Source organism: Halorussus halophilus, assembly GCF_008831545.1.
Classification (GTDB): Archaea; Halobacteriota; Halobacteria; order Halobacteriales; family Haladaptataceae; genus Halorussus; species Halorussus halophilus.
In genome coordinates this window covers 2,854,448-2,879,434 of sequence record NZ_CP044523.1, presented here as the reverse complement: position 1 = coordinate 2,879,434, position 24,987 = coordinate 2,854,448, and the positions used below count along the sequence as shown (strand labels likewise).

The following is a 24,987-nucleotide window of genomic DNA, read 5'->3' as shown; positions in this document are numbered from 1 at the left end:
TCTTTTTGGTCGAACATCCGTGAAATACGTTCTCGTACGTACATTCGGTGGATTTTCGTGAGCGGCAAACCGAACGATTTTCGTGTAAGAGCTCTTACCGCCGACCAGTGACATCGGCCCTCCCCGCGTGGCTCGGGTCCGGACACGAGCGACGTGCCAAACTGTTCGCCTGCTTCGCACTCGCGTCGCTACTGGTCACCACGGTCGGCGTCATCGCGGCCCCCGACCAGCCACGAGTGACGGTCGCGGACCAGCGACCCGACTCGAACACCCTCGTCGCCTTGCAGGGCTACCACGACGAGGGTCGAGCCATCGAAGTCACCCCGGACGGCGACGTCGTCTGGGAGTACGCGAAGACGGACGATATGTTCGACGTGGAGGCTCTCGGGCCAGACAGGGTCCAACTCTCGACCGCCACGGAGGTACCCGACGAACAGTGTCCGGCCCGCTTCCAGAACGACGGCTTCGAAAACTGCGTGCGAAACAGTCTCCGAATCGTCGAGCAGTCGAACAACGAGATTCTGTGGGAGTACGCGTGGTACGACGTGGAACTCCACGAACACGAACTCCACGACGCCGACCACTACACGGTCGATGGAGAGGACCGCTGGGTCATGGTGGACATGGGCAACGACCGTGTCTTCGCAGTCAATCGTCAGAAGGAAATCGTCTGGCAGTGGAACGCCAGCGACACCTACGACCGCCCCGCCGACATGGGGCCGGAGAGCGACTGGACGCACGTCAACGACGTGGACCGGATTCGGCCGGGCGTCTTCCAAATCAGTCTGCGAAACTTCGACACCGTGGCCGAACTGCACGTCGAGAACGACTCGGTGACCGTCGAGCCAGTAGTCGGCCCGAACCAGTTCGCAGGCAAGGGCGAGAAACTCTACGAACAGCACAACCCCGACAGACTCGCGAACGGCCACCTCCTCGTGGCGGACAGCGAGCGCGACCGAATCGTGGAGTTCGACCGCTCTGGCAAAGTCGTCTGGAAGTTCGGCGGCAGCGGCACGCTGAACTGGCCGCGAGACGCCGACCGCCTCGCCTCCGGCCACACCCTCGTCACCGACTCCTACAACGACCGCGTGGTCGAAGTGGACGAGAGCGGCACCGTCGTCTGGGCCGTCGAGACGGGGTCGCTTCCCTACGAGGCAGACCGCCTGCCGGTGGAGTGGAGCGACGGCGCGCGCGCCGAAGGTAGTGCGGACCGACCCACTGCGCCCGAAGCAAAACTCGCTGACGGCGGTCGGGATGGGTCGTTCTTGGAACGCTACGGCGGGTTCGTGGTCGCGATGGCTAAGTACGTCCTCCCAACGGGACTCGGCGAACAGGTCTTCTCGATACTGTTCGGCGTCGTCTCGCTGTTCGGGGCCGTGATAGAAGGAGTTCGGTGGCGGAAGTGACGAATTAGTTTTTACTCGCCGTCCGAATCCGAGTCGCCGTCGGACCAGTTGCTTCCATCCCACCGGACGCGCGTCTGGTCGATGCGGTAGTCGTCGTCGTACATCTTCAGGCGGACGGTGAACGACCCGCACCCGTCCGTCTCGACGGTCGTCGTCGAACCAGTGTCGTCGATAGTGTCGTTGTCGTAGACGTCCCAGAGGTAGGTCACCGAATCGTCGAACCCCGTCGAACCGCTCCCGTCGAGCGTGTAAGTGCCGTCGCCTTCGTCGCGGACTTCGATACTGGCCGACGGTCGCTCGTCCGGTATCTCCTCGTCGGTCGATTCGGCCACGTCGTAGGCGGCCAGTCGCTCCGTCTGTGTTCCGTCGTTGGCCGTCCAGCCACTGCCGACGTACATCTTTCCGTCCACGACGAACGGTGACGTCTGCCACGTCCGCTTGGTGTTCGCTTCGTCGTGTCGCATCGCTTCGCGGACGACGCCGTCGTGGCGGTCGATTGCGAGTACGACGTCGATGCGACAGCCAGTGCCGTCTCGAACCCACGAGACGCAGTAGAGAGTGTCGCCGACGACGGTCAACTGTTCTCGGACGTTGCCGAACAGCCAGCGAGCCTGTTCGTCACCAGTTTCGGGGTCGAGTTTGAGAATCGCAACGTCGTCATCGTCGTCGTCCGAGTCGACCAGCGCGTAGAGAGCATCTTCCGTGGCGACGAATACCTCGTTCAGCGAATCCAGCCTTCGTCCCTCGAAGTCGGCTTCCCACAGGCGAGCGCCGGTCTGAAGTTCGAACGCTTGGATACCGCCGTGGTAGACGGGCACGTACGCGCGGCCGTCTCGAATCGCGACGGGTGCAAAGAGCGTGCCGGGGCCTTCCTCCGACCACACTTCGTCTCCGGTCTCCACGTCGAGGGCGACCACGCCGAAGTTTTCGACACCGTCGTAGCCGACGACGACCAAGCCGTCCTTCACGGCGGGCGCGTTCATTCGGACGGTTCCGAGTTCGTGTCGCCAGCGTTCGGTGCCGTCGTGGTCGAGGGCGACGACGGCCGTCTCGGTGTCGATGTAGACGCCCGACTCGTGGGCGGTCACCTCGTCGTAGTTGTCGGCCTCGTACGACCAGCGCCGACTGCCGTCGGCGATAGCGTACGCGTACAAGTCTCCATCCGCACGGAGGTAGAGGGAATCACCGAAGACGGCTGGCTGTTGAGGGTAGGCGTCCACGTCGGCCGTCCACTGGACGGTGCCGTCTGTGGCGTCGAACGCGTACAGTTTTCCGCCGCTATCTACCTGTCGCGCGAAGTACACCGTTCCGTCGGCGGCTACCGGGTCGGTCACGAGATATTCGTCGTTCCACTCCTGTTTCCACGAAGACTCGAATCCTCGCGCGGTCGGCCCCTCGGGTTTGTAGCCCGTGTTCTGGGGACCGCATCGCAAGTGAGTCCACCCTTCTGTGGAAGACTGGTCGTCGCTGTTCGTCGAGTCGCTCGTCGATTCCGTGCCCGTGACTGTCGCGGCCAGTCCGGTGCCACCGACGGTGAGACCGACGGTCTTGAGGAACGTGCGCCGTGAGTTCGTCATATAGTTCGGCTCCGAAGTCCCCTTAGCTAGGTGCCAGTTTTACTATATAGCTGCTAAGAATTTTCGTCGTGAGTAAACGACCTACCAACCACTCGCAAACGACCCGCTAAACGGTCCAGAATCGTGGAATATCCGTCGAAATGTCCCTCGGCAAAAATCCCGACTACAGAACTGTCCGCTGGCAGGAGCCACAGAGGTTCTCTTCTTTCACGTCTACTTCGCGCACCGTCGGCGAGAAGTTCATCACACAGCGTTTGTTGTCGCAGTGTTCCAGCCCCATCGTGTGGCCGATTTCGTGGACGACTTCCTTGCGCACGCGGTCAGAGAAGATGTCGGCGGCGCTCCGGTTCGAAAAGCCCCCGTCGCTGGAAGTTTGGAGTCGATAGGTCGAGATGACGCTGCCATTGCCGTCGAGGTACGCGAGTCCGAAGACGTAGTTTCGGCGGCGGTAGAAGAGGTCATTGGGCGTGATGGCGATGTTCTTCTCGCCGGAGCCGAGTCTGCTGGCGAGTTCGATGAACTCCTCGGCCCGGTACTGGTCGCGCTTTTCGTCGTGCGCACCGGTCGGGACGGGTTGGGCGTCGTGAATAGAGACGTCACAGTCGTAGACAGAGCGCAGGGCGGCAGAGGCTTGCCGCTTGACCGGTGCTGGTACGTCCCCAACGGGGACGACATCGACGAGCATGGGAACTACTATGCAGGGCCGCCCCATAAACATCCCGCCGTGCAACCGCAAACCTGCGACGCCATCGCCGCCCGCCTCTCGGAGTTCGAGACGCTCGTGGAGGTCGGTATCGGCAACCGGCCAGACGTGGCGCGCGCGCTCGCCGACGACGGAAAGATAGTTACCGCGACGGACGTCCACCAGCGCGAGGTCCCGCCCGGCGTCGAGTTCGCCGAAGACGACGCCTTCGACCCGGACCTCGCGGTGTACCGCATCGCCGACGCCATCTACGCACTCAACGTGCCGCCCGAACTGCATCGCCCGCTGCTGGACATCGCCGAACAGGTCGATGCCGCACTGCTCTTTACGACCCTCGGCGGCGACCAGCCAGCGATTTCAGTCGAGCGCGAGACGCTGCCGGGCGAGACGCTGTTCGTCGCGCGCGAGTGAGTGTCCCGACTCGCCCGAGTAGTGTGTTAACACACCTCTGGCGTTATACCGCTGAGTCGTGTAGGTCACGTATGGGGAGTTGCAAGCGGTGCGGCGAGAAGGTGACTGGTGAGCGAGGCTGTTCGTACTGTGGTCACACGTACTGCCCGAAACACCAACTGCCAGAGAAACACGACTGCTCGGGCGTGAAGAACTGGGACACTGAAGGCGAACGGTTCGACAGCGGATTCGACGGGATTAGCTGAGCAACGTCCGAATGAGCACCGAATTAAGCCTTACGCGCGACCACGACCTCTGCGGCGTGCTGGTGCGGTTCCCCACCTGACTCGTCGTCGAAGACCAGTTCCTCCTCTTCCAAGAGGTCCCAGTTCTCGTAGTACTCGCGCAACTCGCCCTGCTCGTAGCAGTACTCGTTGTCGCCCCAGTCGGGCGCAGTCGGAATCTCGGGGTGGTCCACGAACGCGAATAGCGCGTGGACGCCGCCCGAACTCGTCTCTCGCTTGAACTGCTCGAACTGTGCGTCTCGATTCTCTGGTCGTAGATACTGAATCGTCCCGATGGAGTACAGCAGTTCGACCTGCTCGGGCAGTTCTATCTCGTTCACGTCGCCCCGAATCGTCTCGACCGACTCCGAAACGCCGCGCTCGTCGGCCAGTCGCTCGGTCTTCTTCAGACCGGCGGGAATGGGGTCGATGGCGAACACGGCCAGTCCCTGCTCTGCGAGGTAGACGGCGTCCCGGCCTTCGCCTGCGCCGATGTCCACCGCCGTTGCGTCTTCCGGAGTGTCGAGATAGTTTACCGCGGTCTCCGCGAGGTCGTTCGGTTCCGTGCCCCAGTAGTACTCCTCGTCGTCGTACAACTCCTGCAACTCGGCGTGGTCCATGTGACTCCCTTACTCGCTTCCACTAGAGAACTTTCGATTTCGGGCGCAAGACCCATACTGCCGCTTCGACTATCCCCTCGCATGCAAGCGGACGCTGTCGTGCTGGACATCGACGGAGTACTCGTAGACGTTGCCGACTCGTACCGCCGAGCGATAATCGAGACCGTCGAACTGGTCCACGGCGACACCATCGAAAAAGCAGAGATTCAGCAGTTCAAGGACGCGGGCGGGTTCAACAACGACTGGGAACTGACCTACGCCGTCGCGCTGTACGTCCTCGCCAGCGAGGAGCAGATGGACCTCGACGTCGAAGCGTTCACCGACCGCATCGCCGAACGCGGCGGCGGTCTCGACGCCGCAGCAGCAGTCGTCGATACTGCGGTCTCCGAGGAAGCCAGCGACCGAGTGCGCCGCGACTGGAACCCCGAACACCTCCGAGACGTGTTCCAGCAGTTGTACCTCGGCGCGGACCTCTACGCCGACCTCGAAGGAAACCAAGCAGACCTCGACGCGCCGGGGTTCATCCACGACGAACCGGTCATCCTCGAATCGGCGACTATCGACGCGCTCGAATCGTATCCGCTGGGCATCGTCACCGGCCGCCCTGCCGCAGAGGCCGACATCGCCCAACGGCGAGTGAATCTCGACCTGCCGACCGACCGACGGTTCACGATGGACGACTGGGAGGGGGGCAAGCCACACCCCCACGCCCTGACGACGCTCGCCGAGCAGTTCGACGCGGAGTCGGTCGTCTTCGTCGGTGACACGTTGGACGACGTGAAGACGGCGACGAACGCCGCCGAAGCGGACCCCGACCGCGAGTACCACGGCGTCGGCGTCCTCACTGGTGGCTTGACAGGCGAGGAAGGCCGCCGGAAGTTCGAGGATGTAGGTGCGCGAGCGGTCCTCGGGTCAGTCAACGACTTGCCGGGCCTGCTTGACAAGTAAGGAGAACGTCCTGCCTACATCCCCTCCCTCTTTAGGCGCTTGTCGATGCAAGCCGTCAGGGGTTCCGTGGATGGTTCCAAGCAGGGATATGGAACCTCACCCGTCCGACTCGCTCTCGCTGGACGAACTGTTCGACCTCCTGTCGAGTCAGCGGCGGCGTCACGTCTTGGACTTCCTGTCCGAAACGTCGGCCCCGACGACCATCGACGCGCTCGCAGACGAGGTTGCTGTCCGTGAGGCTAACGACCAAGACGAGATGTCGCAGGAGAGTGTTTCCCGTATTCGAACGACGCTCCACCACAGCCACGTCCCGAAACTCGTGGATCACGGCGTCCTCGACCACGACGAGTTAGCAGAGTCCGTGGTTCCCGGCGAGAACATCGAAGACGCGACTCGCCTGCTCGACGCCGCACGGGCGAATCGAACGTCGGTCGCGGACTCGACTCGTCTCCAGGCCGGAACGAACTAACCGACCGCATCGCTTTTGCTGTCGGGGGAGAAACAGCTTCGACATGGACAGGTCTCGGCTCGGTCACGCGGTGCTGGATGCGGTTTTCGTCTCGTTTCTACTGGCTTCGGTCGCCGGGCCACCGGACCCAGTCACACAACTCCTCTACTTGCTTCCGGCACTCGCAGTGACACTCCCGCTCGCCTATCACTACGACGTGCGACTGCTTCGGCGGATGTTCCGCGGCGGGTGGAAACGATTCCTCCTCTTCTTCGTGGTGCTGGTCGTCACGCAGGCCATCTACAACTACTCGAACCACTTCGCGTCCGGATTCGTCGGGTCGATTAGCACTGCTATCCACCTCGCGGGAGCGGTGGTCGCCCTCTGGCTTGCCTACTTCGGCGGCCTCGAAACACTCCGTGGCGGCTCGGAGGTAGCATGAACTGGCGACGAGTCGAACGCGGCGCGTGGTCGCTCCTGCTCGGCGGGTTTCTGGCCTTCCTCGTCGGCGGTCTCCTCGCGCCGAATCCGAACAGCTTCCTGCCATACGCAATCGGCTCGCTCGTCCTCACGCTCCCAGTCGTCTACTGGCTTCTGGGCCGCTCGTGGGACGACGACCAGACGAATCCGGGGCAACCGACGCTGTTCTTCGTCGTGATTATGCTCGTCGGGACGGCAGCGTTTCAGGCAACTGATTTGCTGGTGTCACGGGACACGACGGTCGGAACGCTCGTCGGTGCCGCTGCCTTCGGGTTCGCGTATCTGGTCGCCCGCGGAGTCGCCTACCACGGCGGGTACGAGCGATTGCGGGACGCGCTCGGCTAAGGAGCTATTCGAGCGGCGGACTCTCGAACTCGCTGCCGCAGTCTTCGCAGACGACTTTCGTCTGTGGTTCTCTCTTCGCTCGCGTCGCTGTCTCGTTCTCCTCCTCGGCGAGCGTTATCCGTAACCGGGCGCTCCCGCAGTCCGGACAGTCCTGCGGAACGCGCTCGACACCGCAGTCGGGACAGACGAACGTGAGACCGTCGTCCGTCTCCAAGCGCAGTTGGTCGTGACCGCAGTCTGGGCAGTCCGCCGGAATCCGCACGTCTTCGCCGTCGCGGGGTGCCCCGACGGCGAGTGCGACGAGGACTTCTTCGCCGTCGTTTCGCCCCGACTGGAACTCGCCGGGCGCGAATCTGACTGCGTGCCCTGCTTCGACGGTGAATTCTCCTTCGAAGGTCTCGAAGGTCGCTTCTCCTGCAAGCACGACGAACACCTCCTCTTGGTCCGCGTGGGCGTGTAGCCCGCTTGGGAACCCATCGCCGGGTGCGATTCGGTAGTGGTTGAGCGCCACGCCGGTCGTCCCGAGGGGGTCGGAGAGCCGTCTTTGCTCGCTGTCGATGCCGTCCTCGCTCCCGAAGGCGTCTGCTGTCACACTGTCGAGCGAGACGTGTTCCATGCTCGCCAGTTCGGGTAGCCCCATCAAATGCGATGCGGTATTCGAGATTCGCTCGTTCTCCCGTTGCGTTTGCCGCAGTGAGGAACGCTTATTTCCGTTCCGAGAAACGTTCCCGTATGCGAATCGCACTGCTTGGCGGGACCGGTGACATCGGGCAGGGGCTGGCACTGCGCTGGGCGCACGACACCAACCACGAGGTACTGATTGGCTCACGCGACCCGGAGAAGGCCCGCCAGAAGGCCGACGAGTACGAGACGGAACTAGACAGCGTCGGCGTCGAACGCACGGTCAAGGGCTTCGCCAACGAGATGGCGGCCGACCGCGCCGACGTGGTGGTGCTGGCGGTTCCGGCCTACCACATCCGGGATACCGTAGAGGCCGTCGCCGACCGCATCGAAGATGCAGACGCACTCGTCACCCCCGCCGTCGGGATGGACCGCGACGACGAGGGGTTCCACTACAAACCACCGAAGGTCGGGAGCGTGACGGAGTTGGTGGCTGAGACTGCCCCAAAGGGCGTCCCGGTCGTCGGTGCTTTCCACAATCTGGCGGCAGACCGACTGGCGAATCTCGACGTGGAACTGGACTTAGACACCATTCTGGTCGGCGACGACGAAGACGCAGTCGAGACGGTTTCGATGCTCGCCGAGCAAATCGAGGGCTTGCGCGCGCTGAAGGCTGGCGGCGTAGCGAACGCGGCTGAAATCGAGGGGCTGACGCCGTTGCTGATCAATCTGGCAATGGAGAACGAGGGCATGCACGACGTCGGCGTGAAATTCTTCTGACTGGGGTTTCGCGGTTTCTTCGTCTGGCTTTCGAGTTGCGTTGACTGCGCGAGTCACGACTCGGTATCGACAGCAGCTAGCCTCACTGAAGAAATTTCGTCCACGAAGCTACCATAGGCAGTCATCCCGAAAGCGCCCGTCCCCACCGAAGCAAGTCCTCTCTACCGACGCTCACGCAGTTCAGCCCGCAACTCGGCCACGTCCATGTCCTTCATCGAGAGCAGGACCAGTAGATGGTACACGATGTCGGCGGCCTCGTGAGCAATCTCCTCGCGGTCGTCGTCCTTCGCCGCCAGAATCAACTCCGTGGACTCCTCGCCCAACTTCTCAAGTACGGCGTTCTCGCCTTTCTCGTGGGTGAACAGCGACGCGGTATACGAGTCCTCGGGCAGTCGCTCTTTGCGGTCTTCCACGACGGCGAACAGTTCGTCGAGTATTTCGTCGGTACTCGTTTCCGAGTCTCCGTTCTGCCTGCTCATAGCCCCAGTTCAGCGACTTCGCGGATGTCCTGTAGCTCTTCGAACTCCTCGCGGGCGCGGCGGCCGTTCTCGAACACTTCGTCCTCCACTTCGATGGGAGCGTTCGTGCGGGCGACCAGCGCCAGCGAGTCGCTGGGCCGGGCGTCCACGACCGTCGAGTCGCGGGCCGTGTCGAGGTGGAGGTCCGCGATGTAGGTGTTGTCCTCCAGCGCCGAGACGACGACGCGGGTGACTCGACCGCCGAGTTCTTCCATCACGTCGAGCAGGAGGTCGTGAGTCAGCGGCCGACCGATGTCCTCGGCTTCCATGCCACGAGCGATGCTCACCGCTTCTTCGAATCCGATGAAAATGGGCAGCACGTCCTCGTCGTCTTCGGGCGCGAGAACGACGACGGGCACCGGTCCGTCCTCGGTCATGGCCACGCGCACCGCGTCGATTTCGGCGTTCATACTCACCCCGAGGGGAGCCAGCAAGTAAAGCCTGCCCTACTGTGGGGCTTGCTCCGCATTCGCGTCTGCGCCCGACTTCCCCTCTGCCACTTCCTCTAACACGTCGAAGAACGCCAGCCAGTGAATTCGGGAGTCGTCGGTCAGTTCGGGATGGAACGACGTGCCGACGACCGGGCCGTCCCGAACTGCGACCGGGCGGCCGTCCCAGTCGGCCAGTACCTCCACGTCCTCGCCCACCTCGGCGATGAGCGGCGCGCGGATGAACACCGCGGGAAACGGTTCGTCGAGACCGGTCACGTCGAGTGGTGCCTCGAAACTGTCTTTCTGGCGGCCGAAGGCGTTGCGTTCGACGGTCACGTCGGCCAAAGAGAGGTTGTTCACGCGCTCGTCGCCAGCGTCCGTGGCGGCGACGATGAGACCCGCACAGGTCGCGAGGACGGGCTTTCCGGCTTCGACGTGCGCGACGATTTCCTCGGCGATGCCCTCCGAGTCGAGCAGGCGCGAGATAGCGGTCGATTCGCCGCCGGGCATGAGCAGGAGGTCACACTCCGGCACCGTCCCCGACGTGCGGATTTCGACGACTTCGACGTCCCGGCCGTGGGACTCGGCCGCCCGCCGAATCGCGTCGGCGTGTTCGCTGACATCGCCCTGTACGGCGATGACGCCAGCTTTCAGAGTCATACGCTGAGGTTAGACTGGGACAGCAAAAAAGGGTCCGTCTCGATGCAGACAGGGTCTCTCTGGCTACGCGACGTGGTACTCGTTACGAGACATGGTACTCGTCCCGGAGTACCTCGCGGTGTTCGGCCGCGCGGGCCTCGATTTCTCGCTCCGAACGTCCGGCCATCTCTGCTTCCAGATTCACCATCAGTCGCAGGCGCGCGCCGAACTCGTAGAGTCGGCGGCGAGCCTCGAAGTCGCCGTCGCGCTCCAGCGCGTCGCCGTTCGTCTCTCGGTAGCCGTCGTAGAGCCGTTCCCGGAGCGTCTGCTGGCGCTCGGCGTCGAACTCCGGCCAGTCGATGAGAATTGCGTCGGTGATTGCGAGTTCGCTCTCTGCGGTCGTTGCGACGGGCGTCGCCCAGTCTACCACTGCGTTCGTAATCTGTGAACGGCCGCTCTCTCCGTCCAACAGCACGTTCCCGAGTCGGTAGTCGTTGTGCGTAAGTACTGGCTCGAACGGTCCCAGTTCGCGGAGGTCGTCGGCCAGCGCTTCCGCGCGCTCCGCGATTGCTGGCGCGAGGTCAGCGAATCTGGTTTCTTCGAGTCGCTCGGCGTTGTGCGCGAGCCACGTCTCGAAGTGAGTCGGCCAGTCGGCGAACTCCCGGACGAACGCCATCTCCTCGGCACCTGCTTCGACGCCGAGCATCCCGAACGCGTCGGCGGGAAACGCCGCGTGGAGTTCGCCGAGATTGCGTCCGGCCTCGACGCAGACGCGTTCGAACGACTCCGGCGAGAGGCGGGTCGGGGCGAACTCGTAGTTCTCGCCGGGCACGCGCTCGGCGAGGAAGTAGGGGGCCGCGTCGGAATCATCCGTGTCGGAGTCCCTCGAACCGAGTTCGCCATTGCCGAGGACCTCCGGCACGGGAACGTCCGTTCGCTCGGCGACCTGTCCGAGGAGGACCGACTCGGCGCGACAGCCCTCGGGGAAGTGGTGGTCGCCGATTTTCAGAACGAGTTCGTGCTGGTCGGCGTCAGGTTCGTGCTGGTCTGTAGCCGTTTCCACGGTGAGAAAGTAGACAGTGTTCTTGCCGCTCTCGGCCTCGGTTACGTCGAGAAGGTCGGCGTCGGGGAGTGTGTCAGCGTCGGCGACGACAGCGCGGAGGGTCTCGCGGGAGTGGGGACCGGGAAGTTCCTCGTCAGCGTTTGACATGTGGGGGAAGTCGAGCGGACTACTGATATACTTTCTACCGCTCGTCGCCCGTGCGAGAGCCGAGCCACGTGCCGAGTGTCAAGCCGTAAATCAAGTGGCCGACGTGGAAGACGAGGCGTTCGTCCGAGTCGAGCGTCAGGTCGAGCAGTTCGTTCAACAGGACGCGCTCGCCGACTGCCGAGAGTGCGAGACCGTAGAGCGTCCCCCAGAACAACCCCGCGAGTTCGCTTTCTGTGACCTCCCTCGCGTGGCGTTCCGGTGCCGTCGCGCCGAACGCCGCTCCTGCTACCGTGCCGTAGAGGAGGTGCAGGACGAGGCCCGGAATCGGGTGGTCGTTCGGGTCGCCGCCAGCAACGAACTTCGACCAGAACAGCGCGGTCGGTGGGAGTGCGTGGGAGATAGGCAGTCGATAGCCAGTCATCACGAGCGTGGCGACGAAGCCACCTTTCGCGCCTTCGACGATTCGGGCGAGACGAGCGGACGAAGACGGTGGTGGTTCGAGAGCAGTCGTACCGTGGGAACTGGTCGCGGCATCTTCGCGCGGACTATCGGCGTCGCTCTCGGAGAACCAGCGCATGGTCGGACAGGCTACGAGAGCCGTCCAAGTAGTTGTAGTGGCCGAACTCAGAGGCCGACCACGTTCAGCACCAGAATCATCACGCCGAAGAGGACGCCGAACGCGACGACCGTCTTGGGGTCGATACGGATGGCGTTTCGGTCCTCCGCGTCGAAGTAGCGAACGAGTCCTGCGCTGGACATCAGTCCGCCGTCGTTCTTGCTCATAGTCGTGTCTCTGTTCGCTCCTCGCCTAAACCTTTCGGAGCAGCTTTTCGGAAATCCGGCAAGTCGAGACTGGTGGGAAACCCTTATGCGCGCGGCGAAGATAGTTCCGTCCAGAGCAACATGACTGTGACCCTCAAGGACTTCTACGCGGATTGGTGTGGCCCCTGCAAGACCCAAGACCCCATCATCGAGGAACTCGAAGCCGACTGGGAGGGCGTCGAGTTCGAGAAGGTGGACGTAGACGAACACCAGGACGTCGCCAACGAGTATCAGGTCCGCTCGATTCCGACCATCGTCGTCGAGAACGACGACGGCGTCGTCGAGCGTTTCGTCGGCGTCACCCAGCGCGACGAACTCGAAGACGCGCTCCAAGAAGCGGGCGCTTAGAAACGGATTTTTGCTGTGCGGTCTTCGCGTGGTGAGTTGGTTGGTAGTGGTAGCTGAATCGGTATCGGTAGTGGTAGCTGAATCAGCAGTCGTGAGTTTTGGAGTGGACTCAGTGACGAGAGGCTTCCTGCAGTGAGAGCAACGACTTTGATGAAGCTTCCTGCTCACACGTGGCGGATAGCAGGAAGCCACGTCGTCCCGAAAACCTCGGAAGCCAGAGTAGCGCAGCGATCAATTACTAACTGAGAATCACCACTCGACACCAAAATCACGAACCCACCAATCCACGCTCTACGGCTCCACCTCCTCGAAGCGATGCAGCACTACCTCGCTCCCGTCGTCCCACTCGAAATCGTCGTGAGCGCGGTTCAGCATCTCGCGATACTGGGCCAAGTCTCGCATCCCCTCGGCCTGCGCGTCCTCGTCGGTCAGGTCGCCAAGCGTCCGCTCCTGCACTTCCACGACTTCGAACTGTTCGCCCTCGATTTCGAAGCGGTCGCCCTCCTCGGCGTACTGGTGGCCGCGATGAATCTGTGTCACGTCGCCCGCGAGGGCACCCTCTCGCATTCGACCGTTCGGGAGTAGCGTGTCGGCGTCGGTGTCTGCCATACTCGGTGCATGGGCGGCCACGCCAAAGAGCCTACTCCTCCGCAATCCACCCGCCAACCGCACCGGCCAGCGCGCTCTCCAAGCCCAACACCAGCGCGAGGACGACACCGAGGACGAAGACGCTCCCGCCGACGACGGGACCGAGAGGTCCCAGACCGAACGACCCGACGACGCTGATTACGAGACCAAGAACGATAGCGAGGACGATGCCACCGATCGAGCCAGCGAGCAGGCCGTGCCACGCACCGCGGCCGATGCCACCGGCGGCCATGTAGCCCGCGAGGAACCCGCCGACGAGACCCGCCGTGAGTTGGCCGAGACCCGGAATGACGATGCCTATCGTGCCGACGATTACGGAGACGACGAAGCCCCATCCGACTGCGGACCAGTTGGTCATAGATAGGGTACGGCGGAAAGAAGTAAAAGCGTAGTCCCCAGAAACGACGCTACCAGGGGGATTACGTACTCAGCGACTCGGTCATCGTCCGAATCGTCGTGAGCAGGTCGTAGCCGAACCAGCGCGTCAGCACGAGCGTCGAGAGCGCGTACGACCCGACGCCGACCAGCACGAGCGCGCTGAAGGCCAGAATTCCTTCAGACAGTCCAGCGGTCTCTCGCACCCAGAACACTGCGCCGCCCATCACCGCGCTCGCAACTAGTGGGTACCCAATCAGCGCGAGTAGTTCCCGCATCTCGCCATCGACTTCCCTGACCGCGAGATAGCCCGCGACCGGTTCGGAGAAGAACAGCGAGTTGACGACGATGACTCCCGCCGTGCCAGCGACGCCGTAGGCCTCCGTCGCCGGGTAAATCAGCACCGCGATGATGGCCAGTTTCCCGAGCTGAATCTTCGTCGCGAGGTCGGGCTTGCCGACCGCTTGGAACAGCGGCCCGGTCGTCGCGCCGAGCGAGCGAAGCAGGCCCCAGAGCGCGAGAATCTGGAACAGCATCACCATCGTGTCGGTGGACCACTTCGGCCGGAGGAACGTCTCGGCGAACGTCGGCGCGACGACGATGATGCCGACGGCGGCCGGGAACGAGAGGAACGTCGTCACCTCGACCGTCTTGAAGAAGCCTCGTCGGAGCGTCTCGGTGTCGTCCTGAACCTTCGCGTACGCCGGGAAGACGACGCTGGAGACGACTTTCGTGATTTCGGTCGCCGGAGCGTTCGAGAAGCGATAGGCGACTTGGTAGAACCCGAGCGCGCCCGCACCGATGAACCACCCAACGAAGGCGTCGTCGCCCTCGTTGATGAGGTAGACCACGATGCCCGAGAGGGTAATCCACTTGCCGTACCCCAGCAAGTCACGAATCTGCTCGCGGTCGATGTTGAGTTGTGGTCGATAGGGATGAATCGCGTACGAGAGGACGAGCGCACTCGCACGCCCTGCGATGGTGCCGAGGACGAGCGCCCACGCGTTGCCGAGGATGAACGCCGCGGTGATAGCGACGACGACGCCGACGACTGCTCTGCCGACGATGTAGATGAACTGCTTGTCGAAGTTGAGTTGCTTCCGGAAGTAGACGCGGCCGGGGTTCTCGAAGCCCTTCAGAATCGGTATCACTGCGATGCCCTTGACGAGCGGTCCTGCCTCCGGCGCGGAGAAGAATCCCGCGACGAACGGCGCGATGAGGAAGATGACGCCCGCGAGGACGAACCCACGCACGACTCGGAGCGTCCACGCTACGTCGAGGAACTCGTCTACGTCGTCGGCTTTCTTCTCGATGAGTGCTTGGTCGAGACCGAGCGTAGACATGCGGCGCACCGCCGCCAGGGTCAACAGCGCGTAGCCGACCAGTCCGAACTGCGTCGGCGAGAGCAACCACGTCAGCACGCCGAGTTTCAGAAACTGGAGTCCGCGTCCGATGATGTTGGCCAGCGACGCCCAGATACCACTCCTGAGTACGTCGCCCAGCACGCCGTCGTCCGAGACGAGCGAGTTGACGCGTTCGATGACTGTCGTCAGCACGGAATCACCGCCGACTCGCTTCGCCGTCTACTATCCCTCGTTCGGTTCCGTTCCCTTCTGGCGGCACGTCCTCGCCGTCGTAGATGCGCCGGGTTCGCTCGGCAATCGCGTCCCAGTCGAACTCCTTGGCGCGCTCGTAGTTCCGTCGTCCGGCCGCCTCTACGTCGGCGTCGAGTGCGTGGCGCATGGTCGCTTCGAGGTTGTCGGGGCCGCGCTCGTAGAGGAACTCGTCGGTCTGGGCCAGCACGTCGGGGAGACAGCCGATTTCGGGCGCGATGACGACGTTCTCGTAGGACATCGCCAGAATCGCGCTTCCGGACGTGAGGATTCGGTCGAACGGCAGGGCGACTGCGTCGGCGGCCCGCATGTAGCGTTGAATCTCGTCTTCGGGGATGAACTCGAACTCGGTGACGATGCGGTCGTCGGCCTCGCATCGCTCGCGAAGTCGTCGCTCCTTGCCGTCGTCTTCGGGCGGTCGTCCGGCGATGAGCAGTCTCGCGTCTTCGTCCTCGTCGAAGTTCTCGAACGCCGATAGCAGGTCGTCGAGTCCCTTGTACGGCTTGACGTTGCCGAAGAAGAGGAATACGGTCTCGTCGTCCTCGAAGTCGAACGAGTCGCGCGCTTCCTCGCGGCTCATCGTGTTCTCGTAGGCGTCCGCGAAGTGACCGTGGTCTACTGCGACGACGTTCGAGCGCTCGTCGTCCGGGACGTCGTAACCGTCGGCGATTTTCGACCGGACGCCCTCGCTGTGGACCATGACTGTCTCGGAACTGCGTGCGACGATTCGGCGAAGCCAGAGCTCGAGTTTCGGCCGTTCGGCCTCGTGACCGAGGTAGTTGTGAACCGTCCAGACGACGCGCACGCCCAGAAGCTTGCAAAGCATCAACTCGAACAGCAGACGAAGACTGAGTAGCGCGGCGTAGAACGGATTGTCGGAACTGACCAGCGAGTCCATCCAGTGGAGGTGGACCACGTCCGGCCGGTCTTTGAGGAGGTGTTTCGAAATCGGGAGCGGGTCGGTGTGGTCGCCGGGGATAACGTCCACGTCGTAGGAGGACAGGGCATCCCACAGCGATGGCTGGTAGGGATTGCCGTCGTACGTCGGGAGAAACAGGACTGTAAGGGGCTTACGAGACGAGGTCACTGATAACGGAACAGTCGCACGGATTCCGTATAAGTGTTGTCTCATGCAGTGAAGTCACTCCCGGACATCGTTCAAGGCTCGGCCATCATAGGATATTTCCGCCCTGGTCGTATCCGCTTTGGCATGAAGGTCCTCCGCCGAAGGCGGTTTCTACTCCCCCTCCTCGTCGTCGCTCTGGGAGCCGTTCTCCGCCTCTACGCGCTCGGTGCTGAGAGTCTCTGGACTGACGAACTCATCACCGTGAACTTCGTGATGGGGATGACGGCCCCCGAACTGCTGGTCCGAATTCCCCAGACCCAACCCCACCTCCCACTGTACTACGTGCTGCTCGACCTCTGGATCGGTCTCGCCGGAAGCTCCACGACGGCGATGCGACTGCTCTCGGCGCTGTTCGGCATCGGCTCTGTCGGCGCGTTCTACGCTCTCGGCCGCCACCTCGTAGACCAAGAGGTCGGATTGGTAGCCTCGCTGTTGCTCGCACTCTCCTCGTTTCACGTCTACTACGCCCAAGAAGTGCGGATGTACAGTCTACTGACCTTTCTCACGATAACGTCGTTCTACGCACTCGTTCGGTTCCGCGAGTCGCCGACTCGTCGAACCGGCGTGGCGTATCTCTTGCTCGCCGTCGCCGTCGCTTCGACGCACTTCTTCGGCATCTTCGTCGTCGCCGCGCAAATGACGTATCTCGCGGTCAGACTCGACTCACTCGCGGACGACCGACTGCTCGGACTCCCCGTTCGCCGACTGCAGCAAGGCTACGCGACGGCGGCCCTCGTCAGTCCGTTCGTGATTATAGGCGTCGTCTCGTTGCTCGACCACGTCCCCCGATACCACTACATTCCGTACCCCTCACTCTGGGGCGTCGTCACGACTATCACCGAATATCTTGGGTATCCGGAGGGGACGGAACCGTTCGCAATCGTCGGCCTGTTCTGTCTGTTCGTCGGCACGGCGACACTCGCATTCGTGCGGTTCGACGCCGCCGACAGGCAGTCGGTCGTCTCGTCGCTTCGTTCGCCAAAGTTCGGCATCGGCGACGACGAGGACCGAGACGCGCTGACCCTCGCCGCGCTCTGGTTCGCGGTTCCGTTCGGCGGTCCGCTCGTGCTCTCGTATCTCGTCACGCCGCTGTTCTGGCCGCGCTACACTATCGCCGCCTCCACTGGCTTGCTCTTGCTGGTCGCCATGGGCGTGCGAAACCTCCCGCGCGGACAGCTTCGGGTCGCAGTTGCTATTCTGCTCGCGGTGAGTCTGGTCCCATCGACCGCGCTCTACCACACCCAGACCGACAAAGAGCAGTGGCGAGCAGTCGGTACGACCATCGAACAGGACGCCGAACCGGGCGACTACGTCCTCGTCGTGGACCGTATCACCGCTCGCGGGGTGCGCTACTACAGCGACCGCTCGGACATTACGATTCGGGGCGTCGCCGTCGAAGGGTCCGGGACGGGACGCGACCCAGCGCCGACGAGCAAGTTCGAGAATTCGACCGATTCGCGCGACCGCATCTGGGTCGTGTTCTCCCACGCACCCGACTCTGAGCGCCGTCGCGTGCTGAACGTCGTCAACGACTCGCGCACGATGGTCCGCCACGAACAGTACGAAAAGGTCGAACTATATCTGTTCGTCTCGGAGGGCAACCAGTCGAGTTCGCGGGCGACGGTACCTGACGCGCCACGCGCGACGAACCGACCGACACAAGCAAGTAGACAACGGCAGGGTTTTGCCGCGCCGCTTTGACCACCCGGTATGGTCAGTCTCGCGTTCTTCGGTAGTCATCCGCTCGGCGAGCGATGTCTCGAACGACTCCACGACCACCCCGAGGTGGACGTGTCGGTCGTCGTCACGTACCCTCGCGACTACGACGGCTGGTGGGACGGGTCGGTCCACGAACTCGCCGCGGAGTTGGGTTACGACGTGCTGACGCTAGACGGGGAGACGCAAGTTCTCGACTATCCGGTCGAGTATCTGCTCAGCGTCTACTATCCCAACATCCTCGGCCCGGACCTGCTCGACCACCCTTCGGAACTCGCGCTCAACCTCCATCAGGCAGAACTACCGCGCTACCGGGGGAGCAACGTCTTCAGCCACTCCATCATGAACGCCCGCGAAGACGACTACTGGCAACACGGCACGACGCTCCACGTCATGGCCGAAGACGTAGACGCCGGCGACGTCATCGACCGCGAGTTCGTCGAGATTACCGAGCGTGACACCGCGCGCTCGCTCTACGAGAAGACCCGCGAAGCCTCCGTCGAACTGTTCGAGCGCCAACTGCCGAACGTCGTCTCGGGCGAGGTTCACTCCCAGCGGACGCCCCAATCCGAATTTGACGGCCCTCGCTACTTCTACAACAAATCGAGTCTCGACGGCCTCAAAGAAATTGCGCCCGAGGAATTGGCAGACGAAGGGCGCGAAGTCGAACTGTACGACCGGATTCGCGCGCTCGACTTCCCGCCGCACGAACCGGCCTACACTCGTCTCGACGGGCGGAAGGTGTCGCTGACGCGTCGAAACTACGAGTGAGGCCGCTCGCAGTCGAGCCACCTCACTGGTAGCCGAACTGCACCGCCTCACCCGTCTCGTCGGAGCGTTCGGCCGCTTCGAGCAGTTCCACCGCCTCCGCGCCGACGCGCCCCGGTGCGCGCGGTTCCGACCGCGTCGCACAGTCGTCCAAGAACGACTCGACTTCGATGCGGAGCGGTTCGCCCTGTTCGGCCTCGATGCGGTGTTTGCCTTCCTCTCGGGCACGTAGCTGACCCTGTTCTTTCACGACTTCGGCGTCGTGGAGTTCCAGCACGTTGTCTTCGAGATAGTCGATGTGGGCCGAGCGCTGACTGCCGACGACGGTCAAATCGCGGCGCTTGCCGAACACGGGGACGTTCCACGACTCGTTGATGACGCCGGTCGTCTCGCCGTACGAGAGCGTGAGCGTCGCCGTCTCGTCCACGCCGTCTCGAATAGTGGAGTCGAGTTCGCAGTGGAGTCTGTCGGGTCGCTCGCCCAGCAGGTGCGAGTAGATGTCTACGTCGTGGACCGCGAGCGAGTAGAGCGCGCCCACGTCGGGCCGCGGCGTGCGGAACGCGTAGCGGTTCGTGGAGAGGTACTGAATCTCGCCGAGTTCGCCGCGGTCTACTCGCTGTTTCAGCTCCGCCAACGCGGGGTGGAACCGGAAGATGTGACCGACCGCCAGCACTCGGTCGTTCGCCTCTGCCACTTCGACCAGTCGCCACGCGTCGTCTGCGTTCGTCGCCAGCGGCTTTTCGACCAGTAAATCGATGCCCGCAGAGAGCAGTTTCTCGCCGAGGTCCACGTGCGTGGTCGATGGCGTCGCCAACACTGCCGCATCGACGCCGCGCTCGACGAGTTCGTCAACGCTGGTCGCGTAGGGAACGTCGTACGAGGTGGCGATGTCGGAGACGCGCGACTCGTCTACGTCGCACAGCACCAGCGACTCTATCTCTCCTTCTTCGAGCAGTTCCGCACCCACGCGGGCGTGGTTCGACCCCCAGTAGCCCGTGCCGATGACCGCGAAGTCCAGCGTCACTCGAAGTACGCCTCGATTGCCTCGCAGACGCGGTCGATTTCCGACTCGGAGAGACGGGGATGCATCGGGAGCGAGACGTTGCGCTCGTAGAGGCGTTCGGTCTCGGGGAGTGTCGGGAGTTCACCAGCGACCGCGGGATGGTCTTGCACCGCCGGGTGCTGGTGGGCAGGCGTCTCGTAGTGGCGACCGGTGTCGATGCCGCGCTCGTCCAAAAAGTCCCGGAACGCTTCGCGTTCGTCCGGCGGCACCTGCACGACGTAGAGGTGGTAGACGTGCGTCGAATCGGGGGCTTCTGTCGGCGTCGTCACAGGGGCTACGTCCGAGAGTCGGTCGGTGTACTTGCTCGCAACCTCAACGCGGGCCGCGTTCCAGCCTTGGACGTGTTTCAGTTGCTCGTCGCCGACGGCGGCGTTCAGGTCGTCCAGTCGGTAGTTCAGGCCGAGCGTCTCGTGGACTCCGTTCTCGTCGCGGCCGTGGTTCCGAATTTTACGCGCCGTCTCGGCCACGTCCTCGCGGTCGGTGACGAGCATGCCGCCGTCGCCGCCGACGGTCATGTTCTTCGAGGGGTAGAAACTGAACGCGCCCGCGTCACCCGCGGTACCTGCAATCTGGCCGTCTCGCTCGGCGAAGTGGGCCTGACACGAGTCCGCGACGACGGATAGGTCGTGGTCGTCTGCAATCGTCGTGATTGCCTCCACGTCGGCCATCTGGCCGTAGATGTGGACCGGAAGGATTGCGGCGGGATTCGCGGCGTCGGCGACCTTCGCTTCGAGGTCCGCGGGGTCCATCGTGTACGTCTCCGGGTCGATGTCTACGAAGACAGGCGTCGCGCCGACAGAGAGAACTGGACTGACGGTGGCGAAGAACGTGTTGCCCGGCACGAACACCTCGTCGCCCGCTTCGACGCCGACTGCGCGAAGCGAGAGCAGTATCGCGGCGGTGCCGCTACTGACCCCGACTGCGTGTTCGACCCCGCATTCCTCGGCGAAGTTCTCCTCGAACGTCTCCAGTTCGGGACCCTTGACGTACCGCGTGCTTTCGAGGACGTCGGTCGCGCGCTCGACAATCTCGTCGTCTACGTAGACGTCAGTGAACGGAACTCGCTCGGTCATTTGCATGGCGACTTCTCTCTCATATTGTCTGCTACTCCGGGTCGTTCCCACTCAGTTAATCGGATGCTAATGGGGGTCTGGTCGGCTTTTTCCCACTCCTTAGCTCTCCCATAGTAATGCGGATGTGGTCCGTAACTTGGGACAATGTCTGCACTGGTTAGCGCAGTAATCCCAACCTACAATCGCGCCGAGTACGTCGGCGGCGCGATAGAGAGCGCGCTGAACCAGACGTACGACGACGTGGAGGTCGTCGTCGTCAACGATGGCTCGACCGACGACACGCGGGACGTGCTCTCGACCTACGAGGAAGACGACCGAGTACGCGTCCTCCACAACGACGAGAATCAGGGCATCCCGACGACGATGAACCGCGGCATCGACGCCGCGGACGGCAGGTACGTCGGCGTCTTCGGCGACGACGACCGCTGGCGACCGACGAAAGTCGAAAAGCAGGTCTCGAAGTTGGAAGGCGCGAACGACAACTACTGTGGCGTCTACACCGACGGCGTCATCACTGACACGGACGGCGAAGTCGTCCAGCGCGTCGAGTCCGGCGTCGAAGGCAACCTCTTCCCGCACATCTTCGTGGAGATGACCGTGTTGCCCCATTCGAGCCAACTCGTCCGGAAGGAGTGTCTCGAAGCAGTCGGCGGGTTCGACGAATCGTTCGAAATCGCCTGCGACTGGGACCTCACGGCGCGACTCTCCGAGGAGTACTGCTGGAAGTACGTCCCCGAAGTGCTGGTCGAGCGCACACACCACGAGGACAACGTCACCGGCGACGCGGACTACGACGTGCGCGCTCGGCGACAGATGTACGAGAAGCACCGCGACACCATCGCCAAGCACTCGAAGGTCCACCGGAAGTTTCAGGCGGCGCGCAAGCGCGAACTCGGTCTCCGCGCGCTCGAATCCGACGAGCGATTCGACGCGCTCCGGTCGTTCGCCACCGCGTCTGCGAACGAACCGCGGTTCGACCACGCCGCGTTGCTGGCGCTCTCCCCGTTCGGGATGGACGCCATCTCCTCGGCGCGCCAACTCAGAAACGACTCCGATTCCGGAGAGGCGACGTGACACAGGACCGTGGACCTCGACAAAACGAGCATCAGTCTCTACGTCTCGCGGATTCTCGTCAGCGTCGTCGGCTTCGCGGGCACCGTCTACTTCGCCCGCCTGCTCGGTGCGTCCGGTCTCGGCGTCTACTTCACCTTCGAGACGGTCGTCGTCGTGCTGGGCGTCTTCGGCCGCGTCGGCGTAGACAACGCCATCGTCAAGCGTCTGAGCCAGTCCGAGAGCGACGCCCAGCGAGGCACCTACCTCGGCGGTGGCCTGCTGTTGGTCGCAATTCCGTTCGCCGTCGTCTCCGCAGGCGTCCTGCTGTTCGCGGCCCAACTCGAAGCGATAATCGAGTTGGCAATCGCGCCGCTCGTCGTGTTGACGCTCGCGCTCACGATTGGCCGTCAACTCGTGATTGCGACGCTTCGGGGCGAGCGCCGGGTGGCGACCAGCGGCGGCATCGAACTACTCGGCGAACTCGCTCGGGTCGGCGCGAGCGTGGCGCTCGTCGTCTCGGGTTTCGAAGTCCTCGGACTCGTCTACGGCTACGTTCTGGGACGCGTTGCGACGGTGGTCGTGGGCGTCCCGCTCTTGCGAACTCGGCCCAGACTACCCACCCGCGAGACGCTCCGGAGCGTCTTCGACTTCTCGAAGTACACCGCGGGACTCGACCTGAGCTTTCTAGCGTACAGTTGGCTCGACACGCTCTTGCTGGCCATCTTGGCGACGAAGGCCGCAGTCGGCGTCTACGAGGCGGCGTGGCGAATCAGCGCGGTGACGATGCTGGCCGGGCAGGCCATCGGCATCTCGCTGGCCCCGAACGTGAGCAACTGGCACGCCGCTGGCGAGCGCGAGGCCATCGAGAACGCGTTCACCAGCGCGACGACGTACGCACTCGTGCTGGTCTTCCCGGCAGTCGTGGGCGCGGCGGTGCTGGGCGACGCCGTGATGGGTGTCCTCTACGACTTCGACGCCCCGCTTGGCGCGACGGTGCTGGTGGTCCTCGTCGCCGGAAAGCTGTTTCAAGCGCTCCGCGACGTGGTCCAGAGTACCTTGCTGGGCATGGAGCGCCAGCGACCCGCCTTCTGGGTGAACGTGACGACGCTCGGCGCGAACTTCCTGTTGAACCTCCTGCTCATCCCGGAGTACGGAATCCTCGGTGCCGCCGCCGCGACGGTCGCTACTTCCGGCATCGCCGCGCTCGCGCAGTTCTGGATACTCCGCAAGACGCTCCGCGCCAGCATCGACAGAACGGCCGTCGCGTGGCAAGCGGGGGCCGCGCTGGTCATGGGAGGCGTCGTCTACGCGCTGACGGCGGTCGTCTCCCCAGCGACGATTCCCGGTCTGTTCGCACTCGTCGGCGCGGGCGCGGCAGTGTACGGTCTCGTCGTCCTCGGACACGAGGGAATGCGCGACCGGATTCTGGGGTTGGTCCCACGACGAAGCGCAGTAGAGGCATAATACAGTAACTCATGACAAGAAACGTCGTACTGCTCTGTCTGGACACGGTTCGCAAAGACTACTTCGACCAGTTCGCGCCGCGACTCCAGCGACTCGCGGACGTGACGTTCACGCAGTGTCGCGCCGTGAGCGCGTGGTCCACGCCGAGTCACGCGAGCATGCTGACCGGCGACCTGCCGTCCGACCACGGCGTTCACACGCACGCCCTCGACTTCGAACGACTCGACAGGGACGACACGCTTCTCGGGGACCTCGAAGCCCACCGTTCGTTCGGCGTCAGCGCCAACGTCTACGCCGGGTCGGCGTTCGGCTTCGACGCGCTCTTCGACGAGTTCCGGGACGTGTCGCGCTACCACCGGTTCCCGGACGCACTCGACGCCGAGACGTTCGTGGACGACCACGGCGGGAACGGGGTCGAAACGTACACTGAACTCCTGAAGACTGTCGCCAAAGACGACCGGCCGCTCCGTAGTCTGGCGAACGTGGCGCTCTTCCGGGGCAACGACCTCGTTCGACACGGCCCGCTCGGTGACGCTCCCGAACTGTTCGACGACGGTACGGCCGTCGTCCGGCGCGAACTGCTAAAACGCGTCGAGAGTGAGGAGAATGCCGACGGCACCGAAGAGCCGTTCTTCTGCTTCGCCAACCTGATGGACGCCCACGAACCCCACCGCACGATTCGAGGCTACGACGAGACGCTCCACTCGGTGCCGAACGATTGGACCAGCGAGACGTTCGACAACGGCGACGTGATTCAGAATTCCGGGGAGTACGCGACCGACCTCGAAAACTACCGGGACCTCTACGGCGCGTCCATCGACTACCTCGACCGCGTGGTCGCCGGCACAATCGAGTCGATACAGGAGCGAACGTCGCGCGAGACGACGTTCGTGATCACGGCCGACCACGGCGAGAATCTGGGTACGGAGGCCGACGAAAGCCTGTTCGGCCACCTCGCCAGTCTCTCGGAGGGCGTCCTGCATGTGCCGCTCCTGCTGGTCAATCCGCCCGACGGGTACGACGAGACGATTACGGAGTACGCCTCGCACCTGTCGTTGCGGGAGCTACTCCGGGGACTCGCGGCGGGCGAGACGCCGGACGTAACCGAGGACAGAATCACTGCGGAAGTCGTCGGCCTCACGCCCAACAACGATTCACTGGCCGACAGCGACGAGGCGTACTGGGACCGCTTGCTTCGCTGTGGCTACGAGGGCGACGAAAAGGTCGTCTGGGACAGCCTCGACGAGCGAACGACGTACGAACTCGACAGGGAGCGACCCTGCTGGCAGGCAGAGCTGTCGGGAGACTCCTCCGTCCCCGACTGGGCCACAGCGCGCTTCGAAACCGACGCACAGACCGCCAAAGAACGAGCGAAGGAAACTGACGTGGACCGAGACGTGAGCGACGACGTGGAACGACGACTCGCGGAGTTGGGATACAAATGAGCGGCGACCCGTCTCGATACACTGTCGAGGCGCTTCCCGATGTAAACCTATTTCCGACAGGTGTGTCACGCGA

The 24,987-nt window shown here is 63.4% G+C and carries 30 protein-coding genes; 14 read left to right on the top strand and 16 right to left on the bottom strand.

What is annotated here, in order from left to right; all coding sequences use genetic code 11:
• Window positions 1-107 precede the first annotated feature (107 nt).
• Window positions 108-1,406, top strand: a complete 1,299-nt coding sequence (locus tag F7R90_RS14285) for a hypothetical protein (protein WP_158058078.1) — start codon at window positions 108-110, stop codon at window positions 1,404-1,406.
• An 11-nt stretch (window positions 1,407-1,417) separates the two neighbouring features.
• Here F7R90_RS14285 and F7R90_RS14280 read toward each other — a convergent pair whose 3' ends face one another.
• Entirely contained in the window at window positions 1,418-2,983 is a 1,566-nt protein-coding gene (locus F7R90_RS14280) for an outer membrane protein assembly factor BamB family protein (protein ID WP_158058077.1), read from the bottom strand.
• A 163-nt stretch (window positions 2,984-3,146) separates the two neighbouring features.
• Window positions 3,147-3,668, bottom strand: a complete 522-nt coding sequence (locus F7R90_RS14275; protein ID WP_158058076.1) for an archaemetzincin family Zn-dependent metalloprotease — start codon at window positions 3,666-3,668, stop codon at window positions 3,147-3,149.
• Window positions 3,669-3,707: 39 nt separating this feature from the next.
• Between F7R90_RS14275 and F7R90_RS14270 the strand changes: the two genes are divergently transcribed.
• Together F7R90_RS14270 and F7R90_RS14265 are read left to right on the top strand one after the other, a co-directional pair.
• Window positions 3,708-4,097: a UPF0146 family protein gene (locus tag F7R90_RS14270; protein ID WP_158058075.1), complete on the top strand. Its 390-nt coding sequence runs from the start codon at window positions 3,708-3,710 to the stop codon at window positions 4,095-4,097.
• Between the two features lie 71 nt (window positions 4,098-4,168).
• Window positions 4,169-4,342, top strand: coding sequence for an AN1-type zinc finger domain-containing protein (locus F7R90_RS14265; RefSeq protein WP_158058074.1), 174 nt, complete (start codon window positions 4,169-4,171; stop codon window positions 4,340-4,342).
• Window positions 4,343-4,365: 23 nt separating this feature from the next.
• Here F7R90_RS14265 and F7R90_RS14260 read toward each other — a convergent pair whose 3' ends face one another.
• On the bottom strand, window positions 4,366-4,980 hold the full coding sequence (locus tag F7R90_RS14260) for a methyltransferase domain-containing protein (protein WP_158058073.1): 615 nt from the start codon (window positions 4,978-4,980) through the stop codon (window positions 4,366-4,368).
• 81 nt (window positions 4,981-5,061) lie between these two features.
• Between F7R90_RS14260 and F7R90_RS14255 the strand changes: the two genes are divergently transcribed.
• From F7R90_RS14255 to F7R90_RS14240, 4 genes are all read left to right on the top strand, one after another.
• A complete protein-coding gene (locus tag F7R90_RS14255; protein ID WP_158058072.1) occupies window positions 5,062-5,928 on the top strand; it encodes a TIGR01548 family HAD-type hydrolase in 867 nt (288 codons plus the stop codon).
• Window positions 5,929-6,016: 88 nt separating this feature from the next.
• The gene (locus tag F7R90_RS14250; protein ID WP_158058071.1) at window positions 6,017-6,397 is read left to right on the top strand and encodes a DUF7344 domain-containing protein; all 381 of its coding nucleotides are present in this window, start codon (window positions 6,017-6,019) and stop codon (window positions 6,395-6,397) included.
• A 43-nt stretch (window positions 6,398-6,440) separates the two neighbouring features.
• Complete coding sequence (locus F7R90_RS14245) at window positions 6,441-6,818, top strand: hypothetical protein (RefSeq protein WP_158058070.1); 378 nt, start codon at window positions 6,441-6,443, stop codon at window positions 6,816-6,818.
• Window positions 6,815-7,201 (top strand): hypothetical protein, encoded by a 387-nt coding sequence (locus tag F7R90_RS14240; protein WP_158058069.1) that lies wholly within the window; start codon window positions 6,815-6,817, stop codon window positions 7,199-7,201. The genes F7R90_RS14245 and F7R90_RS14240 overlap by 4 nt, the downstream gene beginning before the upstream one ends.
• A 4-nt stretch (window positions 7,202-7,205) precedes the next feature.
• Here F7R90_RS14240 and F7R90_RS14235 read toward each other — a convergent pair whose 3' ends face one another.
• Window positions 7,206-7,841 (bottom strand): cupin domain-containing protein, encoded by a 636-nt coding sequence (locus F7R90_RS14235; RefSeq protein ID WP_225741188.1) that lies wholly within the window; start codon window positions 7,839-7,841, stop codon window positions 7,206-7,208.
• A 92-nt stretch (window positions 7,842-7,933) separates the two neighbouring features.
• On the opposite strand from F7R90_RS14235, the gene npdG reads away from it, so the two are divergent.
• Entirely contained in the window at window positions 7,934-8,602 is a 669-nt protein-coding gene (gene npdG / locus F7R90_RS14230; protein ID WP_158058068.1) for an NADPH-dependent F420 reductase, read from the top strand.
• A 161-nt stretch (window positions 8,603-8,763) separates the two neighbouring features.
• Here the strand turns inward: npdG and hisE are convergent, their stop codons facing one another.
• The 6 genes from hisE to F7R90_RS14200 all read right to left on the bottom strand — a co-directional run bounded on the left by hisE (window position 8,764) and on the right by F7R90_RS14200 (window position 12,183).
• Entirely contained in the window at window positions 8,764-9,081 is a 318-nt protein-coding gene (gene hisE / locus F7R90_RS14225) for a phosphoribosyl-ATP diphosphatase (RefSeq protein WP_158058067.1), read from the bottom strand.
• On the bottom strand, window positions 9,078-9,530 hold the full coding sequence (locus F7R90_RS14220; RefSeq protein ID WP_158058066.1) for a bifunctional nuclease family protein: 453 nt from the start codon (window positions 9,528-9,530) through the stop codon (window positions 9,078-9,080). The genes hisE and F7R90_RS14220 overlap by 4 nt, the downstream gene beginning before the upstream one ends.
• A gap of 36 nt (window positions 9,531-9,566) precedes the next feature.
• Entirely contained in the window at window positions 9,567-10,211 is a 645-nt protein-coding gene (gene pdxT, locus F7R90_RS14215; RefSeq protein ID WP_158058065.1) for a pyridoxal 5'-phosphate synthase glutaminase subunit PdxT, read from the bottom strand.
• Between the two features lie 82 nt (window positions 10,212-10,293).
• Window positions 10,294-11,400 (bottom strand): phosphotransferase family protein, encoded by a 1,107-nt coding sequence (locus F7R90_RS14210; RefSeq protein WP_158058064.1) that lies wholly within the window; start codon window positions 11,398-11,400, stop codon window positions 10,294-10,296.
• Window positions 11,401-11,434: 34 nt separating this feature from the next.
• Window positions 11,435-11,977 carry a hypothetical protein gene (locus F7R90_RS14205; RefSeq protein WP_158058063.1) on the bottom strand — a complete coding sequence of 181 codons (543 nt, stop codon included), beginning with the start codon at window positions 11,975-11,977 and terminating at the stop codon, window positions 11,435-11,437.
• 47 nt (window positions 11,978-12,024) lie between these two features.
• Window positions 12,025-12,183 (bottom strand): preprotein translocase subunit Sec61beta, encoded by a 159-nt coding sequence (locus tag F7R90_RS14200; RefSeq protein ID WP_158058062.1) that lies wholly within the window; start codon window positions 12,181-12,183, stop codon window positions 12,025-12,027.
• Between the two features lie 72 nt (window positions 12,184-12,255).
• Here F7R90_RS14200 and trxA point away from each other — a divergent pair, with 72 nt between their 5' ends.
• A complete protein-coding gene (gene trxA / locus F7R90_RS14195) occupies window positions 12,256-12,570 on the top strand; it encodes a thioredoxin (protein ID WP_225741187.1) in 315 nt (104 codons plus the stop codon).
• A gap of 291 nt (window positions 12,571-12,861) precedes the next feature.
• Here the strand turns inward: trxA and F7R90_RS14190 are convergent, their stop codons facing one another.
• The 4 genes from F7R90_RS14190 to F7R90_RS14175 form a co-directional block, all read right to left on the bottom strand.
• Window positions 12,862-13,179 (bottom strand): ASCH domain-containing protein, encoded by a 318-nt coding sequence (locus F7R90_RS14190; RefSeq protein ID WP_158058061.1) that lies wholly within the window; start codon window positions 13,177-13,179, stop codon window positions 12,862-12,864.
• A 31-nt stretch (window positions 13,180-13,210) separates the two neighbouring features.
• Window positions 13,211-13,576 (bottom strand): DUF5518 domain-containing protein, encoded by a 366-nt coding sequence (locus F7R90_RS14185; RefSeq protein WP_158058060.1) that lies wholly within the window; start codon window positions 13,574-13,576, stop codon window positions 13,211-13,213.
• A 61-nt stretch (window positions 13,577-13,637) separates the two neighbouring features.
• Window positions 13,638-15,149, bottom strand: a complete 1,512-nt coding sequence (locus F7R90_RS14180) for a lipopolysaccharide biosynthesis protein (protein WP_225741186.1) — start codon at window positions 15,147-15,149, stop codon at window positions 13,638-13,640.
• Between the two features lie 4 nt (window positions 15,150-15,153).
• The gene (locus tag F7R90_RS14175) at window positions 15,154-16,293 is read right to left on the bottom strand and encodes a glycosyltransferase (protein ID WP_192498325.1); all 1,140 of its coding nucleotides are present in this window, start codon (window positions 16,291-16,293) and stop codon (window positions 15,154-15,156) included.
• 123 nt (window positions 16,294-16,416) lie between these two features.
• Here F7R90_RS14175 and F7R90_RS14170 point away from each other — a divergent pair, with 123 nt between their 5' ends.
• Together F7R90_RS14170 and F7R90_RS14165 are read left to right on the top strand one after the other, a co-directional pair.
• Window positions 16,417-18,033, top strand: a complete 1,617-nt coding sequence (locus tag F7R90_RS14170) for a glycosyltransferase family 39 protein (protein WP_158058058.1) — start codon at window positions 16,417-16,419, stop codon at window positions 18,031-18,033.
• A gap of 9 nt (window positions 18,034-18,042) precedes the next feature.
• Window positions 18,043-18,819, top strand: coding sequence for a methionyl-tRNA formyltransferase (locus tag F7R90_RS14165; RefSeq protein WP_158058057.1), 777 nt, complete (start codon window positions 18,043-18,045; stop codon window positions 18,817-18,819).
• A gap of 22 nt (window positions 18,820-18,841) precedes the next feature.
• Here F7R90_RS14165 and F7R90_RS14160 read toward each other — a convergent pair whose 3' ends face one another.
• Entirely contained in the window at window positions 18,842-19,840 is a 999-nt protein-coding gene (locus tag F7R90_RS14160) for a Gfo/Idh/MocA family protein (protein WP_192498324.1), read from the bottom strand.
• Window positions 19,837-20,952 (bottom strand): DegT/DnrJ/EryC1/StrS family aminotransferase, encoded by a 1,116-nt coding sequence (locus F7R90_RS14155; RefSeq protein ID WP_192498323.1) that lies wholly within the window; start codon window positions 20,950-20,952, stop codon window positions 19,837-19,839. Before F7R90_RS14155 ends, F7R90_RS14160 begins: the two co-directional genes overlap by 4 nt.
• A gap of 144 nt (window positions 20,953-21,096) precedes the next feature.
• On the opposite strand from F7R90_RS14155, the gene F7R90_RS14150 reads away from it, so the two are divergent.
• From F7R90_RS14150 to F7R90_RS14140, 3 genes are read left to right on the top strand one after another with little or no spacing between them, the layout of a single operon-like run.
• A complete protein-coding gene (locus tag F7R90_RS14150) occupies window positions 21,097-22,026 on the top strand; it encodes a glycosyltransferase family 2 protein (protein WP_158058054.1) in 930 nt (309 codons plus the stop codon).
• A 9-nt stretch (window positions 22,027-22,035) separates the two neighbouring features.
• Complete coding sequence (locus F7R90_RS14145; protein WP_158058053.1) at window positions 22,036-23,469, top strand: flippase; 1,434 nt, start codon at window positions 22,036-22,038, stop codon at window positions 23,467-23,469.
• A gap of 11 nt (window positions 23,470-23,480) precedes the next feature.
• Window positions 23,481-24,914 (top strand): sulfatase-like hydrolase/transferase, encoded by a 1,434-nt coding sequence (locus F7R90_RS14140; protein WP_158058052.1) that lies wholly within the window; start codon window positions 23,481-23,483, stop codon window positions 24,912-24,914.
• Window positions 24,915-24,987: the final 73 nt, after the last annotated feature.